Source organism: Polaribacter sp. PL03, assembly GCF_033875165.1.
Lineage (GTDB): Bacteria > Bacteroidota > Bacteroidia > Flavobacteriales > Flavobacteriaceae > Polaribacter.
Window position 1 is genome coordinate 396236 of record NZ_JAWZSV010000002.1, and the last position, 15835, is coordinate 412070.

A 15835-nucleotide genomic window follows, 5' to 3' on the forward strand; every position below is an offset into this window, starting at 1 on the left:
TTTACTCAATAACATTTTTTACTCTACCCACCAAACCAGATTCTAACTGAACTTTAATTCCGTATGGATGATTTGAAGACTTAGTTAGAATCTTACTTACTTGCCCTTGTGTTAACTCACCTGTTCTTTGGTGGTTCTTTTGCACTATTTCTACAAACAAACCTATTTCTATATTCTTTCTTTGTCTTGCGTCTATCATAAAAAAATTTAAAAAACAAAAATAAAAAAAGCCTATCAATTATTGATAGGCTTTTAGATAAAAAATTAACTAGTAATAATATATAATTATATAACTCTTACGTTTACTGCGTTTAATCCTTTTTTACCATCTTGTAAGTCAAACTCAACTTCATCGTTCTCACGAATCTCGTCAACTAATCCTGACACATGTACAAAATGTTCTTTGTTGTTTCCTTCTTCAGTAATAAATCCGAATCCTTTAGATTCATTGAAAAATTTTACGGTACCTTTATTCATTATAATAATATTAAATATGTTGCTTGTTTAATTACTAACAACGTTTATTGAATTGCAAATATAATGCCATTAATTGAGGTATGTAATAAAATAATGAATATTTTTTCTCTTTCATCAATAATAACAATACTTTATTTTTTTCAATAAAAAAAGCCTATCAATAATTGATAGGCTTTTAGATAAAAAATTAACTAGTAATAATATATAATTATATAACTCTTACGTTTACTGCGTTTAATCCTTTTCTTCCATCTTGTAAGTCAAACTCAACTTCATCGTTCTCACGAATCTCGTCAACTAAACCTGACACATGTACAAAATGTTCTTTGTTGTTTCCTTCTTCAGTGATAAATCCGAATCCTTTAGATTCATTGAAAAATTTTACGGTACCTTTATTCATTGTAATAATATTAATGTGTTGCTTGTTTAATTACTAGCAACGTTTATTGAATTGCAAAGATAATGCCAAAAAAAATAAAATCCAAAAATAACACCTAAAATCACTTAAAACCTTTGTTAAAGACTATGTATAGAGGATTTAACACTTTCAAAATCCTTAATTATTTCTTCTAAAACTTCTTTTGCAGGTTTTATTTTATGAATTAAACCAGCAATTTGACCAATTTCTAACTCACCTTCTTCTAAATCACCTTCAAACATTCCCTTTTTAGCTCTCGCTCTTCCTAATAATTCTTTTAATTCTTCTATTGTAGGTTTTGTTTTATATAACTCTTGTACTTCATTATAAAACTTATTCTTTACTAAACGAACAGGTGCTAACTCTTTTAAAGTAACTTGTGTGTCGCCATCTTTAACACCTATAATTGTATTTTTAAAATTCTGATGTGCAGAAGATTCTTCTGTAGCTGCAAACCTACTTCCTATTTGAACTGCATCTGCTCCTAAAACTATTGCAGCCAACATTCCTCGTCCAGAACCAATACCACCTGCAGCAATAACTGGTATTTTAACTTGTTCTTTTACCATTGGTATTAAAGTAAAAGTAGTAGTTTCTTCCCTTCCATTATGTCCTCCTGCTTCAAAACCTTCGCAAACTACTGCGTCTACACCTGCTAATTCTGCTTTTAAAGCAAACTTAACAGAGCTAACAACATGCACCACTGTAATTCCTTTTTCTTTTAAAAAGGTAGTCCAAGTTTTGGGGTTTCCTGCAGAAGTAAAAACAATTTTCACTCCTTCATCAATTATAATATCCATAATTTTCTCAATATCAGGATATAACATTGGTACATTTACACCGAATGGTTTATTTGTTGCTTTTTTACATTTCTGAATATGTTCTCTTAAAACTTCTGGATACATAGAACCTGCTCCTATTAAACCTAAACCACCTGCATTTGAAACTGCAGAAGCTAATTTATAACCAGAAACCCAAATCATTCCTCCTTGTATAATTGGGTATTTTATATTGAATAATTCTGTAATTCTATTTTTCATTAATTTTTTATAATCTTAATTGTTTTGTATTGATTGTTTTTAGAAATTCTAATAAAGTAAACTCCTTTCTCTAAAGAAGAAATATCGAAATTATTAAAAATTGTTCCTTTTTGTTTAAAAACTTCTTTTCCTAAAACATCAAAAACTTTAACTTTATATTCTTTTACTTCTCCTTCTAAGCCTTCAATTCTAAAGTTAGTAACAATAGGATTTGGAGAAACTTTTAAAGTTGCAAAATATTCTTCTTCTAAAGAAGCCGTAGAACCAATGTAACTATTTAAAGCTACTTTAAAATTAGGAATACCAAAACCATGTTGTTCTGTAGGGTTTGTATATCTATCTGCAGACTTATATACTGCTTCCTTTAAAAAGTCATTAAAGTTCTTTGCTTTTTCTGTTTTGCCTCTTTTAAAAGATTTTAACAAGAAACCTTCATTACCATTTAAACAAGCAATTAAACCTGCCATAATTGGCGAAGAAAAAGACGTTCCGTTAGAACTAGATATTGCTCCTGTAGTATGATTAATTACACTTGCACTTACACCTTGTGCTAAAATTTCTGGTTTTACACGTCCATCAAAACTTGGTCCGAAAGAACTAAATGAAGCGATGTTACTATCTTTATCAACTGCGCCAACTGTAATTACAGAGGATGCATCTGCAGGAGCTGTTATGTATTTCCATGCATCGTTTCCAGAATTCCCAGCAGAATTAACTACTAAAATTCCTTTATTAGCTGCAATTTCTGCTCCTCTAGAAATAAATGTTGTTTTTCCATTCATATCTGCATAAGAATAATTGTAATTAGCATTATCGAAAGTAGAATAGCCTAAAGACGTATTAATTACATCTACACCCAAACTATCTGCTCTTTCTGCTGCTTCTACCCATAAAGTTTCTTCTAACGGAACTTCTACTGCGGCATTTTCTGTTCTAAATAAATAAAAAGAAGCATCTGGCGCAGCACCAACAAATTCGTTTTCTAAATATCCACCAATTGTAGACAAAACATTGGTACCATGATTATTTCCTGTATAAAAACTATTACTTCTTTCTACAAAATCATAACCTCCAAGAATCTGATTATTATCTCTTAATCTTTTAAATGCTTCTAAAGTATTTACATTAGGAAAACCTGCGTCTATTACTGCAATTACCTGTCCTTTACCGGTTAGGTCTTGTGCGTGCAAATAATCTCCTTTCAGCATTTTTATTTGATCACTTGTACTACCATAATTAAATTCGGTTTGAGAATTATTGAATTTATTTTGATGATTAGAAACCATCTTTTTAATACTTTTTTGTGATGAACTATTAAAGCTTTTATTAGCAAACTCTACTCTTTCTATAAAAGAAAAATTTGTAAAAGTGGCATCTATTATCGTTTTTGTTGCCTGAATATGAATTGCATTTAACCATTTAGATTTTCCTAAAACAGTAACTCCTGTGCTATTCTTTATGGCATCTAAATAAGATTTATGAATAGGAACATCTGTTGCGTTTATTGTAATTTGTAAATTATTTCTTCTATTAATAGCTCTTTGAGAAAGCATTAAAATAGGATTAGAAATATATGAAGCTGTATCTGGTTTGTCTTTTAAAAAGAACCAAGCATCTTCTTGTTGCTGAGAAAACAGAGAAAGTGAAAGTAAAAAAGAAAAAATTAGGAATATTTTTTTCATGGTTTTATCTTGAACCATAAAAATACCAATTAATAATACTTAAAAAAAGTTTTTTAAGTAATTATAGTTAGTTAAAAATAAAAGGAATTTCCATAGGGTATTTAACCTTAGTGTTTGCAACAATTGCAGGTTCTAAACCATCTAAGTTTTTAAAATAATTTATTATTTTTTCTTCAAAAACTGGATTTAATTTATGACTTAAAACAATATCTTGAACTTTACCATTTTCATCAATATTAAATTTTAATAAAAAATTAGTTTTAAGACCGCTTTTTATTAAACCCTTAACCAAATCTCTTTTAAGCTTTGCATTAAATCTTTTTACGCCATTTTTAAACTGTGGTTTTCTATGTAAAATTAGCTCTTCATTAAGAATATCTCCTGCTTTATTCCACAATTTATAATCTACAACCTTACCTTTTTTAAATACAATTCTCGCTCTTTTATTCTTTTCAGCATCAGTGTATTTCCAAACGCCTTCTCTTTCTCCTTTTAAATAAAGGCCAGAAGTTACATTATTACCTTCATCATTAAAGTAAAGATAAACTCCGTCTTTTTGCCCTTCGAAATTGTATTTTTGAACAGAAATTAATTTTCCTTTCTCATTAAATCTCTTAAAAACACCAACTCTTGTTTTTAGCTTTTCATCATTAAAAAAGCCACGAAATTTCATTTTTCCATTTCCATGAAATAATGTAGCCAACCATAAAGAGTCTTTTTTAACTACAGTTTGTATATAGGTTGCTTGTTCTCTTTCTACCTTTTTATAATTTCTGTCTAAATAATTTATAATAGAATCTTTCTGTGAAAAGCCAGATATGTATATGAATAAACAGAAAACTATTAAAAAAAATTTATTCATTAATTTATTATTTAAGAAATTACCCCAGAACCTAAAAGTTCTTCGTTTATATACCAAGCTACAAATTGCCCTTCTTGTATAGCAGACTGTTTATTTACAAACTCTACAAACAAACCAGTTTCTACTTTATGTAAAGTTGCTATTTCTAAACCTTGTCTATATCTAATTCTAGCTTCAACTTGCAATGTTTCACCTACTTTTAAAGTTAAGTCTTTGCGAATCCAATGAACTTCTTCATTTGAAACAAACAACACATTTCTATATAAACCTTGGTGATTTTTACCTTCACCTGTATAAATAGTATTTGTGTTTACATCTGTTTCTATAACATATAAAGCTTCTTTTGTACCACCTACATTTAAACCTTTTCGTTGCCCTTTTGTAAAATAATGAGCTCCTTGATGTTTTCCTACTATTTTACCATCTTCTTCGTTATAAGAAAACTTTGTTGCATAATATTTTAGTTCTGCTTCTTTGTTTTTAAACTTTGGAGCCGATTTTGTATATTGAGAAAAATCTGAAGCAATAGTAACAATATTACCTTTTTTAGGTTGTAATTTTTGTTGTAAAAACTCTGGCAATCTTACTTTACCTATAAAACATAAGCCTTGCGAATCTTTTTTCTCTGCAGTAATTAAATCTGCTTCTTTTGCAATTGCTCTAACTTCTGGCTTTGTTAATTCGCCAATAGGAAACAATGCTTTTGTTAATTGTTCTTGAGAAAGTTGACATAAAAAATACGACTGATCTTTATTATTATCTTTTCCTGCTAAAAGTTTATAAACAGGTTTTCCATCAATAATTTCTTCGCCTTTTCTACAATAATGCCCTGTAGCAACATAATCTGCACCTAATTTTAGTGCAATGTCCATAAAAACATCAAACTTAATTTCTCTGTTACAAAGTACATCTGGGTTTGGCGTTCTTCCTTTAGAATATTCATCAAACATATAATCTACAATGCGTTCTTTATATTGCTCGCTTAAATCTACAACTTGAAAAGGAATTCCTAATTTTTCTGCAACAATCATTGCATCGTTACTATCTTCTAACCAAGGACATTCATTAGAAATAGTTACAGAATCATCGTGCCAATTTTTCATAAAAAGCCCAATAACTTCATACCCTTGTTCTTTTAATAAATGTGCAGTAACACTAGAATCTACACCACCAGAAAGACCAACAACAACTCTTTTCATTATCTAATTTTAAGGATGTAAAGATACAAATTACAAATGGTTTTGTAGATTGAAAAAATTGATAGATAGATTGATTTGTCTTATGCTATTATTAAAGTTAAAAACTAAGTTTAATTCTCTTTTTTACGAGTATAAGTACTTTTCTTTTCTTTCTCTTTATTGGTAGTTATTTCGCCGTCTAAATAATATTCCCATCGCCCATCTCTTCTACCGTCTTTATAAATACCCGTTTCTTTAAGATCACCATTCAATTCAAAATATTTTGCCAAACCATTAGGTTTGCCATTTTTGTAAGAAATTTCTTCTATTAAAATACCTTTACTAGAAAACTTGTTAGAAATACCATCTAATAATCCGTTTTTATATTCGGCAAACTCGGTAACTTGCCCGTCTGGATAATACACCAACTGCTGTCCGTGAAGTTTACCATTACTATAATTTTCTTCTGACATTAATTTTCCATTAGCATAAAAATATTTCCAAAGACCAACCCTTTTTCTTTTGTTTAAAATACCTTCTGTTTTAATTTTACCTTTTAAAGTAAAAAACTGAACGAATAAAGAATCTGAATCTTGAAAAAAAGTTTTAATAATAACAGGTTTTTCTGAAGTTGTAATATCATAGAATTTAAAAACACCTACTTCTTTACCTTCTTCAAATTGCCCAACATAACGTATTCTTTTATTCGGATAATATTTTTTCCAAACACCCGTTCGTTGCTTATTACTATCGAATTTATTAATTCTTTGCGCATTGGTATTTTCACTTGCAAAATAACAAGCAAAAAAGGCAAAAATAAAAACAAGTCTTTTTATCTTTAACATTTAAATAAAATTTTAAACAAATATACATTAATAGTGCCAAAAACAAAGCTGCTTTACTTAACAGAACAACTCGATAATATGGCGAATCCTAAAAGAGAAAACCGCCAAAGGGTTGCGAATATTGTCTTAGAAAACGAAAAATTATTTAAATATTTAATTTCTATTACTTTTAATGTTGAAAATAAAGTATCAATAAAAGCTGCGTGGGTTTTAGAATGGATTTGTACACACCATCATTTAAATTGGATGATTCCTCATTTAGATGAGTTTTCTGAAAAGATTTCTACTGTAAAATTCGACAGCGCAATTAGACCTTGTGCAAAAATTTGTGAACACTTAGCAACTGCATATTATGCTAAAAAAGAAAATGATATTCAAAAAAACTTAACAAATCAACAAATAAATACCATTATAACTACTGGTTTCGATTGGTTAATAACACCTCAAAAAATAGCGGTTAGAGCTTATACAATGACTACTTTGTATTTATTTGGTTTAGAAAAAGATTGGATTCACCCAGAATTAAAACACCTAATAGAAACCAAAATTATTCATGAAAGTAAAGGCACAAAAGCACGTGGAAAACAGATTATAAATTTGATAGAAAAACATGTAAAATCACATTAATTAATGTCTTTTAATCCTTATTTTTGTTGCTTACAACACAACAAAAAATGAACTTAACAAAACTAAATGCCATCTCTCCTATTGATGGACGATACAGAGGGAAGATTGAAAAACTAGCAGATTACTTTTCTGAAGAAGCTTTAATTAAATACAGAGTTAGAGTAGAAATAGAGTATTTTATTGCTCTTTGCGAAATTCCTTTACCACAATTAGTAGATTTTGATAATAATTTATTTGATGCTTTGCGTAAAATTTATATAGATTTTACAGCTGAAGATGCTCAAAAAATTAAAGACATCGAAAGTATTACAAACCATGATGTAAAAGCTGTTGAATATTTTATCAAAGAAAAATTTGATCTTCTAGGTTTACAAAAACATAAAGAATTTATTCACTTTGGTTTAACTTCACAAGATATAAACAATACTGCAATTCCGCTTTCTATTAAAGAAGCAATGAATGACGTTTATGTTCCTCAATATTTCGAACTTTTAGAAAGATTACAAGAATTAGTAATCGATTGGAAAGACATTTCTATGTTGGCAAGAACACATGGGCAGCCAGCTTCTCCTACTCGTTTAGGAAAAGAAATAGATGTTTTTGTGGTTCGTTTAAAAGAACAATTCAATTTATTAAATGATATACCAAGTGCGGCTAAATTTGGTGGAGCAACAGGTAATTTTAATGCTCATAAAGTTGCATACCCAACAATAGATTGGAAAGAATTTGGAAGCAATTTTGTACAAGAAAAGTTAGGTTTACAACATTCTTTTCCAACAACGCAAATAGAACATTACGATCATATGGCTGCTTTGTTTGATACTTTAAAACGTATTAACAATATAATTATAGATTTAGATAGAGATTTCTGGACGTACGTTTCTATGGAATACTTTAAACAAAAAATTAAAGCTGGTGAAGTTGGTTCTTCTGCAATGCCACACAAAGTAAACCCTATAGATTTTGAAAATTCTGAAGGAAATTTAGGACTTGCAAATGCAATTTTCGAGCATCTTTCTGCTAAATTACCAATTTCTAGATTACAAAGAGATTTAACAGATAGTACTGTTTTACGTAATGTTGGTGTACCTTTTGGACATACAATTATTGCATTTACTTCAACCTTAAAAGGATTGAATAAATTGTTGTTAAACAAAGAAAAGTTTGAACAAGATTTAGAAAACAATTGGGCTGTTGTAGCAGAAGCTATTCAGACAATTTTAAGAAGAGAAGCATACCCAAACCCTTATGAAGCATTAAAAGGGTTGACAAGAACTAACGAGAAAATCAATCAAAATTCTATTGCGAATTTTATTGATACTTTAGAGGTTTCTACAGAAATAAAAGAAGAATTAAAAGCAATTACACCTGCTAATTATACAGGAATATAATCTTACAAAAATGAGCGTAAAGAATAAAGGTTTTTTTAGTTTTAATTTACAGAATAATAAATATTTTCTTTATTCTTTATTCTCATTATTAATACTTTCTTCGTGTTCTTCGGAAAAAGGAGATCCAGATAGATTTAAACAAGGTGTTTTCGAAATTCCTGCAGGAGATGGCTACAGTAAAACTATTATAACTAGAATAGATAGTTTACAGATTGAAGAGTATGATAAAATTATAAGTGTTTCAAACGATAGTTTATCTGAAGAAAGAAGAATTAAACATGTTGATACATTGTATATCAAATGGAAAAACAACTTCTTTTATTCTCTAAAAATGAAATCACCTAAGAAACAGTTAGATAAAGACGCTATTTATGTACAAATAACTAAAATAACAGATAATTCTTATCAGTTTTCTGCCAAAATAGGATTCAGTAAATTTCTTACGGATGGCACAATTTATAAAGTTAAATAATATTTTTTTCTTAATTTTTTAATTTTACAAGCAACGGTAATCAAAAAATTTAATATTTATAAGGTATAGTTTTAACAAAATATAATAACAAAAATCAAAAGTATATTTGTAACATTGCCTTCTTTTACAAAAACCTTAGCATATTAAACAATTAAATAAACATATAAGTATATTATTATTGGTATTATTTTTACTACCAATATTTGCTTTATCTGCTCATGCCTTTAGTGGTCATGAACATGTTGTTTGTACATCTAAAGTAGAAAAACATTTACATGAGCAAAATGTTGATTGTAAACTTCATATTCTTAAAACAAGTAATTCTTACTTAGTAGAAAATAATTTCAATTTTCAAAAAAAACCTATTATCTCTACAGATAGTAGTTTACAGTATAATTTCTTAAAAAATCATTATCAACTATCGTTTTCTTTAAGAGGTCCTCCTCTATGTATTTAAATTAAGTTCTATTTAATTTAAATTTTGAAAATAAAAAATGATAAAATTATTTTGTAAATGTGTACTTGCAATATGTATAACTACGTCTGCATTTTCACAAGATTGCCAGTTATCCTTTAAAGGAAAAATCACTGATTTTCACGACAATACAACAATTATTGGAGCTTCTTTACAAATAGAGAATTCTAAAAAATTTGCCACCACAGATTTTGATGGCTATTTTGAATTTAAAAATTTGTGTGAAGGTAAAATTACTGTTGTAATAAATCATATTGCATGTGAAACTAAAAAAATTACAATTTCTTTAGATAAAAACACATTTAAAGAAATTACGTTAGAACATCATATAGAAGATTTAAAAGAAGTAATTATAGAGTCTCCATATAAAGTTACGTCTAAAACAACCCAAACTACAAAAATAGATAACAAGGTTATCGAACAATACAGTGGTAAAAGTTTGGGTGATGCTTTAAAAAACGTGGCAGGAGTTTCATCTATAAATACAGGAAACACTATTGTAAAACCAATAATAAATGGCTTACATAGTAGTAGAATTATTGTAATTACAAATGGTGTTAGGCTACAAGACCAAGAATGGGGTATAGAACACGCACCTACTGTAGATATAAATAATGCTAATAGAATTTCTGTAATTAAAGGTGCGAATTCTCTAGAATTTGGTGGAGATGCTATTGGTGGTGTTATTGTTTTAGAACCCTCTAAATATGCTTTAAAAGACAGCCTCTATGGTAAAACAATTTTAGGTTTACAAAGCAATGGTAGTGGTGGTAATTTACATAGTAGTATTACAAAAACAACTAAAAAAGGTTGGTTTTTAAATGCTAAAACTACCATAAAAAGGTTTGGAGATTTTAAAAGTCCGGATTATAATTTAACAAACACAGGTTTGGCTTCAAAAGCTTTTTCTTTTCAAACAGGATTGAAAAAGTATGAAAAAGGATTTACAGTTAATTATAGTTTTGTAAATAACAATATTGGTATTTTAAGAGCATCACATATTGGTAATATAGATGATTTGGTAAGCGCAATAAATAATAAAGAGCCTTTAATTGTAAGGGATTTTAGTTATGCTATTAATGCTCCAAGACAAGAAATAAATCATCATATTTTTAAAGTTGATTACTACAAGAGATTTAAAAACTTAGGTAAACTAGAGGTTCAATACGATTTTCAAAAAAACCAACGTTTTGAGTATGATATAAGAGTTGGCGATGATAAAGATAAAGCTGCAATTGATTTAGATTTAACAACACATTCAATTAGTGCTACTTTTAATTTTAACAACAACTTAGAGCAAACTTATAAAGTTGGTGTAAAAGGAGTTTATCAAAATAATTTTGCTAACCCATTAACTGGTGTTAGACGATTAATACCAGATTATAATAAAATTGACGCAGGTATTTTTGCAATTGGTAATTATGTTTTAAATGATAAAACAACAGCAAATGTTGGTTTAAGATATGATTTTAATTACATAAATGCTAAAAAGTTCTATTTAAAAAGTAGATGGATAGAAAGAGGTTATGATGCCGTTTATAATGATTTAATTATTAGTGAAGAGCCAACACAATGGTTGGTTAATCCTAAATTTTCATTTCATAATGTATCTGTTTCTGCAGGAGTTTCTTATCAAATTAATGATAAAAACGCTGTTCTTTTTAACTATGGTCTTTCTAATAGAGCGCCAAATGCATCAGAATTATTTAGTGACGGTTTACATCATTCTGCCGCAAGAATTGAATTGGGAGATTTAGCTATGAAACAAGAGGTTTCTAACAGAATTTCTTCTTCATATTCATTTAAATCAGACAAAACAATATTTTTAGCAGAAGTCTTTTTAAACAACATTCATAATTTTATTTACATAGAACCTTCGGGAACAGAGCAAACAATTCGAGGTGCTTTTCCGGTTTGGGCCTATAAAGCTACAAATGCAAATTTATACGGAATAGACGTAACGTTGCAACAACAACTTAATGATGCTTTTTCTTTTCAAAATAAATCTTCTTTAACTTTTGGTTATGAAACTAAAACGAAGAGAGATTTAATAGATATTCCTGCTCCAAATTTTAAAAATTCTTTAGAGTATAGAAATAAAAATTGGCATCAATTAGGAGTTCGTTTAGAAAGTGAGTTAGTTTTGAAGCAAACAAACTATCCAGACAACAACTTTACAGCTTATTTACCAACACAAGGTATAGATGTACTTGTAGACATTAGTACCACGCCGCAGAGTTATCATTTATTAAATTTAAATACAGATGCCGTTTTTCATCTATCGAAAAAAACAGATTTACAAATATCTGCAAGTGTAACAAATCTCTTAAATACAAAATATAGAGATAACTTAAATAGATTGCGATATTACGCTGATGATTTAGGAAGAAATTATAGCCTACAATTAAAAATTAATTATTAAAACAAACATTATGAAATCAATAAAACACATATTAGTATTAGCATCAATCATTATTTTAGCAGCATCATGTTCAGATGATGATCCAATTGCTGTAAACGAAGAAGAAGTAATTACAACTTTAACAGTAACCTTAACTCCACAAGATGGCGGAGCTGCAATTACTTTAAATAGTGTAGATTTAGATGGAGACGGACCAAATGCACCTGTAATTACAGTTTCTAATAATTTAGCAATAAATACAACTTATACTGGAGTTACAAAAGTTTTAAATGAAACAGAAGATCCTGCAGAAAATGTTACTGTAGAGGTTTTAGAAGAAGGTATAGATCACCAATTCTTTTATACTTTTTCTGGTAATACTGTTTCTACAAGCTATACAGATTCTGATGCAAATGGAAATCCAATAGGTATTAATTTTACTTTAAGTACTACAGATACAGGTTCAGAAAACGTAACAATTTCTTTGATACACGAACCAAATAAAAGTGGTGCTGGTGTTGTAGAGGGAAGTATTACAAATGCTGATGGAGAATCTGATGTTGAAGTAACTTTTCCTTTAACAATCCAATAATCATTTTTAATCATTTATTAAAAAGTGTTGAGTTTAAAACTCAGCACTTTTTAAAAAAAAAAAAATCCACTTAAAATTATAAAAAGAAGCTGTAGATTGTATTGCTTCCGTTAAACAATCAATTACAGAATGTATAAATTAAACTTTAACTATTAACATTTACCTCGCCTTAAAAACAATGGTGTTTTTTAATAAAAAGTAGAAACAAGGTTTTAGAAGTAAACTTTACTTTCTAAACTTGTACTTTAAAGAATTGTAAAAAAAGTGTTACTTTATTGTAATGCTTTTTTTACTTTTGACAAAAATTAAATTGTGCTGTTTTATATCTTTCTATAAGTGATAAAAATGCTCATTAAAAGCATTTTTATGTCTAAATTACCTAAAGAACATCAATTTATAGACTTGTCAGATTATGGCAGACCCATTGCAAGAATTATTGCAAACTCCTTAAAATCAACAAAATTTACACCTGTAGATGTTACAATTGCCTTTGTTATTTCTGGCTTAATTGGTATCTATTTTATTATTGAAGGTTATTATTGGGCAGCTGCATTTTTCTTAATTTTTAAATCTGTTTTAGATGCTGCAGATGGTGAATTGGCAAGAGTAAAAGAAACTCCTTCTTATACGGGTAGATTTTTAGATTCTATTTCAGACATTATTTTAAACTTCATTATTTTTATGACTATCTGGCATTTAACAGATATACATTTAGTTTATGCACTATTAGCTTTCTTCGGAATTCAATTACAAGGTACTCTGTACAATTATTACTACGTAATTCTAAGAAATAGATTTGAAGGCGATACTACAAGTAGAGTTTTTGAAGACAAAACTCCAATTGCTTTACCCGGTGAAAAACAAAAAAACGTAGCTATTTTATTTTTTATCTATAAAGCCCTTTATGGTATTTACGATGAAATAATATATGCTTTAGATAAAAATGCACCAAAAGGAAAACCTTTTCCTAATTGGTTAATGACACTTATTTCTACTTTTGGTTTAGGTTTTCAACTTTTAATAATTAGTGTTTTCTTAGTTCTTGGTTTAAAAACATTCATCATTCCTTTCTTTATAGGATACTCTGTAATGATATTTGTTTTTATATTTATAAGAAAAGCATTTTATTAACGTACATGTTCTGTTTGTTTCATTCTACTAATAGTAATAAATGAAGCTAAAAAGAAGACTGCTAAAGACAATACACTCGATTGAATAGATATTATAGAGTTTAAAACGCCAAAAGTTACCATTCCGATAACCAATGCTATTTTTTCTGTTACATCAAAGAAACTAAAGTAAGAAGCTGTGTCTTCTGTTTTTGGTAATAACTTTGAATATGTAGACCTTGCTAAAGATTGTATTGCTCCCATTACCAAGCCAATTAAACCACCTAAAATATAAAAATACAATTCTATATTTGGAGTTTCTTTTGTTAAGTTAAAACCAATAAAACAAACCAATCCCCAAATTACAATAGTAATTTTAAGCGTCTTAATATTTCCTATTTTATTAGATAATCTAGAAAACAAAAAAGCTCCTAAAATACCTACAAATTGAACGAGTAAAATGGTACCAATAAGGTTTAATGTTTCTAAACCCAAAATTGTTCCAAAAATACCAGCCATTAATATAATTGTTTGCACACCTATACTTAATAAAAAAAATGAGATTAAGAATATTTTTAATTCTCTGTAAGCAAACAATTCTTTACCTACTTTTTTTATTTCTTTAATTCCTTTTGTAAAATAATTATCTTTTGGTAAACTCACTTTTTTTGAATTTGGAAGTTTTGCATACGTAATTTGTGCAAACCCCAACCACCACAAACCTACTAATACAAATGATAATTGAGAACCAAATTGTTTGTCATAAAAACCAAAAACCTCTGTTTCTATTAAAACTAAACATAGTAATAATAGTAATATAGAACCAGAATACCCCAACATAAAACCCTTTGCACTGGCATTATCTTGTTGTTTTGGTTTTGCAACTTCTGGTAAATATGCATTGTAAAAAACAATACTACCCCAAAAACCAATACTTGCTAAAATAGAAAAAACAATTCCTACCCAAAGTGTATCTTTTCCTGTAAAGAAAAACAAACACATTACAGATAATGAACCTAATAGACAAAAACCTTTTAAAAATTTCTTTTTATTACCAGAATAATCTGCAATACCAGAAAGCATAGGAGACAAAAATGCAACAACTAAAAAAGAAAAAGCAAGAGCGTAGTTATATAATGTTGTCGGATTCCAAAGTGTTCCTAAAAATGAAATTTTCCCCTCGGCATTTGCAAAACCTTCCGAAGTAGTTAAACCTGCATAATAAATAGGAAAAACAGCTGTACTAATTACTAATGAATATACAGAGTTTGCCCAGTCATAAAAAGCCCAAGCGTTTATTAATTTTTTATCTCCAATTTTTAACATAGATTTTTTTTTAAATAAAAATGCCGCTCAATTATTCTTGAACGGCATACAATATAGTAAAAGTTTTAACTACTTCTTATTATTTAGAACCAGCAACATTATTAAATTGTGCTGCATATTTTTTTGCTGTTGGCAAATAGGTTCTTAAATCTTGAATTCTAGATGCATTTGAAGGGTGCGTACTTAAAATTTCTGGCTGAGAACTTCCTCCAGATTTCTGACTCATTCTTACCCAAACTTCTGCAGCCTCTGTACCTTCATAACCTGCCATAATCATAAAAACCAAACCTAATCTATCTGCTTCTTGTTCATGTGTTCTACTAAATTTTAACATCCCTAAACCAGAACCAACTCCAAAAGCAGTATTCCACATTTGTTGCGTTTCAGCATCTTTACCAGAAGTTCCTAATGCAACTGCTAAACCACCTATTTGTTGTAATTGCCCTTGAGACATTCTTTCTTGACCATGTTTTGCAAACGCGTGTGCAACTTCATGCCCCATAACTGCTGCTACTCCATTTTCATTTGCACAAATTGGCATAATACCTGTATAGAAAACTACTTTTCCTCCTGGCATACACCAAGCATTTACAGTATTATCATCTACTAAGTTAAATTCCCATCTGTAAGCTTCTGCTTCTGATGTCATATTGTTTGCTCTCATAAAACGATCTACCGCTGCAGCTATATTCTTTCCTACACTTTTAATTTGGTTAGTCATTTGTCTGTTTGTAGATAATTTATTTTCTTCTAAGAAACCTTTGTATTGTGCAAAACTTGCAGGTAATACTTGCGAATCGCTCACAAAATTAACTCTACTTCTACCAGTAATTGGCACTGTACTACATTCAGAAAAAAGTAATACAGTTAATAATAAAATGGCTATTTTTTTCATATTTATTTATTGTTTTATAGTTCTTATTTAAAGTATGCAATTTAT

General features: G+C 28.7%; 17 protein-coding genes. 7 read left to right on the top strand and 10 right to left on the bottom strand.

Features of this window, described 5'->3' with window-relative positions; translation table 11 throughout:
* Position 1: 1 nt before the first annotated feature.
* The 8 genes from SHK09_RS05050 to SHK09_RS05085 form a co-directional block, all read right to left on the bottom strand.
* Positions 2-199 carry a YwbE family protein gene (locus tag SHK09_RS05050; protein ID WP_319809689.1) on the bottom strand — a complete coding sequence of 66 codons (198 nt, stop codon included), beginning with the start codon at positions 197-199 and terminating at the stop codon, positions 2-4.
* 86 nt (positions 200-285) lie between these two features.
* Complete coding sequence (locus SHK09_RS05055; protein ID WP_100945515.1) at positions 286-477, bottom strand: cold-shock protein; 192 nt, start codon at positions 475-477, stop codon at positions 286-288.
* Positions 478-685: 208 nt separating this feature from the next.
* Positions 686-877, bottom strand: a complete 192-nt coding sequence (locus tag SHK09_RS05060) for a cold-shock protein (RefSeq protein ID WP_036821181.1) — start codon at positions 875-877, stop codon at positions 686-688.
* Positions 878-993: 116 nt separating this feature from the next.
* The gene (locus SHK09_RS05065; RefSeq protein WP_319809690.1) at positions 994-1935 is read right to left on the bottom strand and encodes an NAD(P)H-dependent flavin oxidoreductase; all 942 of its coding nucleotides are present in this window, start codon (positions 1933-1935) and stop codon (positions 994-996) included.
* On the bottom strand, positions 1935-3617 hold the full coding sequence (locus SHK09_RS05070) for a S8 family serine peptidase (protein ID WP_319809691.1): 1683 nt from the start codon (positions 3615-3617) through the stop codon (positions 1935-1937). The genes SHK09_RS05065 and SHK09_RS05070 overlap by 1 nt, the downstream gene beginning before the upstream one ends.
* A 67-nt stretch (positions 3618-3684) precedes the next feature.
* Positions 3685-4479 carry a hypothetical protein gene (locus tag SHK09_RS05075; protein ID WP_319809692.1) on the bottom strand — a complete coding sequence of 265 codons (795 nt, stop codon included), beginning with the start codon at positions 4477-4479 and terminating at the stop codon, positions 3685-3687.
* Between the two features lie 11 nt (positions 4480-4490).
* The gene (gene mnmA / locus SHK09_RS05080) at positions 4491-5678 is read right to left on the bottom strand and encodes a tRNA 2-thiouridine(34) synthase MnmA (RefSeq protein WP_319809693.1); all 1188 of its coding nucleotides are present in this window, start codon (positions 5676-5678) and stop codon (positions 4491-4493) included.
* A 110-nt stretch (positions 5679-5788) separates the two neighbouring features.
* Positions 5789-6502 carry a toxin-antitoxin system YwqK family antitoxin gene (locus SHK09_RS05085; RefSeq protein WP_319809694.1) on the bottom strand — a complete coding sequence of 238 codons (714 nt, stop codon included), beginning with the start codon at positions 6500-6502 and terminating at the stop codon, positions 5789-5791.
* A gap of 78 nt (positions 6503-6580) precedes the next feature.
* Here SHK09_RS05085 and SHK09_RS05090 point away from each other — a divergent pair, with 78 nt between their 5' ends.
* From SHK09_RS05090 to SHK09_RS05120, 7 genes are all read left to right on the top strand, one after another.
* Positions 6581-7129 (top strand): adenylosuccinate lyase, encoded by a 549-nt coding sequence (locus SHK09_RS05090; protein ID WP_319809695.1) that lies wholly within the window; start codon positions 6581-6583, stop codon positions 7127-7129.
* A gap of 47 nt (positions 7130-7176) precedes the next feature.
* Positions 7177-8520 (top strand): adenylosuccinate lyase, encoded by a 1344-nt coding sequence (gene purB / locus SHK09_RS05095; protein WP_319809696.1) that lies wholly within the window; start codon positions 7177-7179, stop codon positions 8518-8520.
* A 10-nt stretch (positions 8521-8530) separates the two neighbouring features.
* On the top strand, positions 8531-8992 hold the full coding sequence (locus SHK09_RS05100) for a hypothetical protein (protein ID WP_319809697.1): 462 nt from the start codon (positions 8531-8533) through the stop codon (positions 8990-8992).
* A gap of 178 nt (positions 8993-9170) precedes the next feature.
* A complete protein-coding gene (locus SHK09_RS05105) occupies positions 9171-9449 on the top strand; it encodes a hypothetical protein (RefSeq protein ID WP_319809698.1) in 279 nt (92 codons plus the stop codon).
* Between the two features lie 37 nt (positions 9450-9486).
* Complete coding sequence (locus SHK09_RS05110; RefSeq protein WP_319809699.1) at positions 9487-11889, top strand: TonB-dependent receptor; 2403 nt, start codon at positions 9487-9489, stop codon at positions 11887-11889.
* 10 nt (positions 11890-11899) lie between these two features.
* Positions 11900-12460, top strand: a complete 561-nt coding sequence (locus SHK09_RS05115) for a type 1 periplasmic binding fold superfamily protein (RefSeq protein ID WP_319809700.1) — start codon at positions 11900-11902, stop codon at positions 12458-12460.
* Positions 12461-12826: 366 nt separating this feature from the next.
* Complete coding sequence (locus SHK09_RS05120) at positions 12827-13591, top strand: CDP-alcohol phosphatidyltransferase family protein (RefSeq protein ID WP_319809701.1); 765 nt, start codon at positions 12827-12829, stop codon at positions 13589-13591.
* Here the strand turns inward: SHK09_RS05120 and SHK09_RS05125 are convergent.
* Together SHK09_RS05125 and SHK09_RS05130 are read right to left on the bottom strand one after the other, a co-directional pair.
* Positions 13588-14895, bottom strand: a complete 1308-nt coding sequence (locus SHK09_RS05125; protein ID WP_319809702.1) for an MFS transporter — start codon at positions 14893-14895, stop codon at positions 13588-13590. The two genes, SHK09_RS05120 and SHK09_RS05125, sit on opposite strands and share 4 nt — an antisense overlap.
* A 79-nt stretch (positions 14896-14974) precedes the next feature.
* A complete protein-coding gene (locus SHK09_RS05130) occupies positions 14975-15790 on the bottom strand; it encodes a M48 family metallopeptidase (RefSeq protein WP_319809703.1) in 816 nt (271 codons plus the stop codon).
* Positions 15791-15835 lie beyond the last annotated feature (45 nt).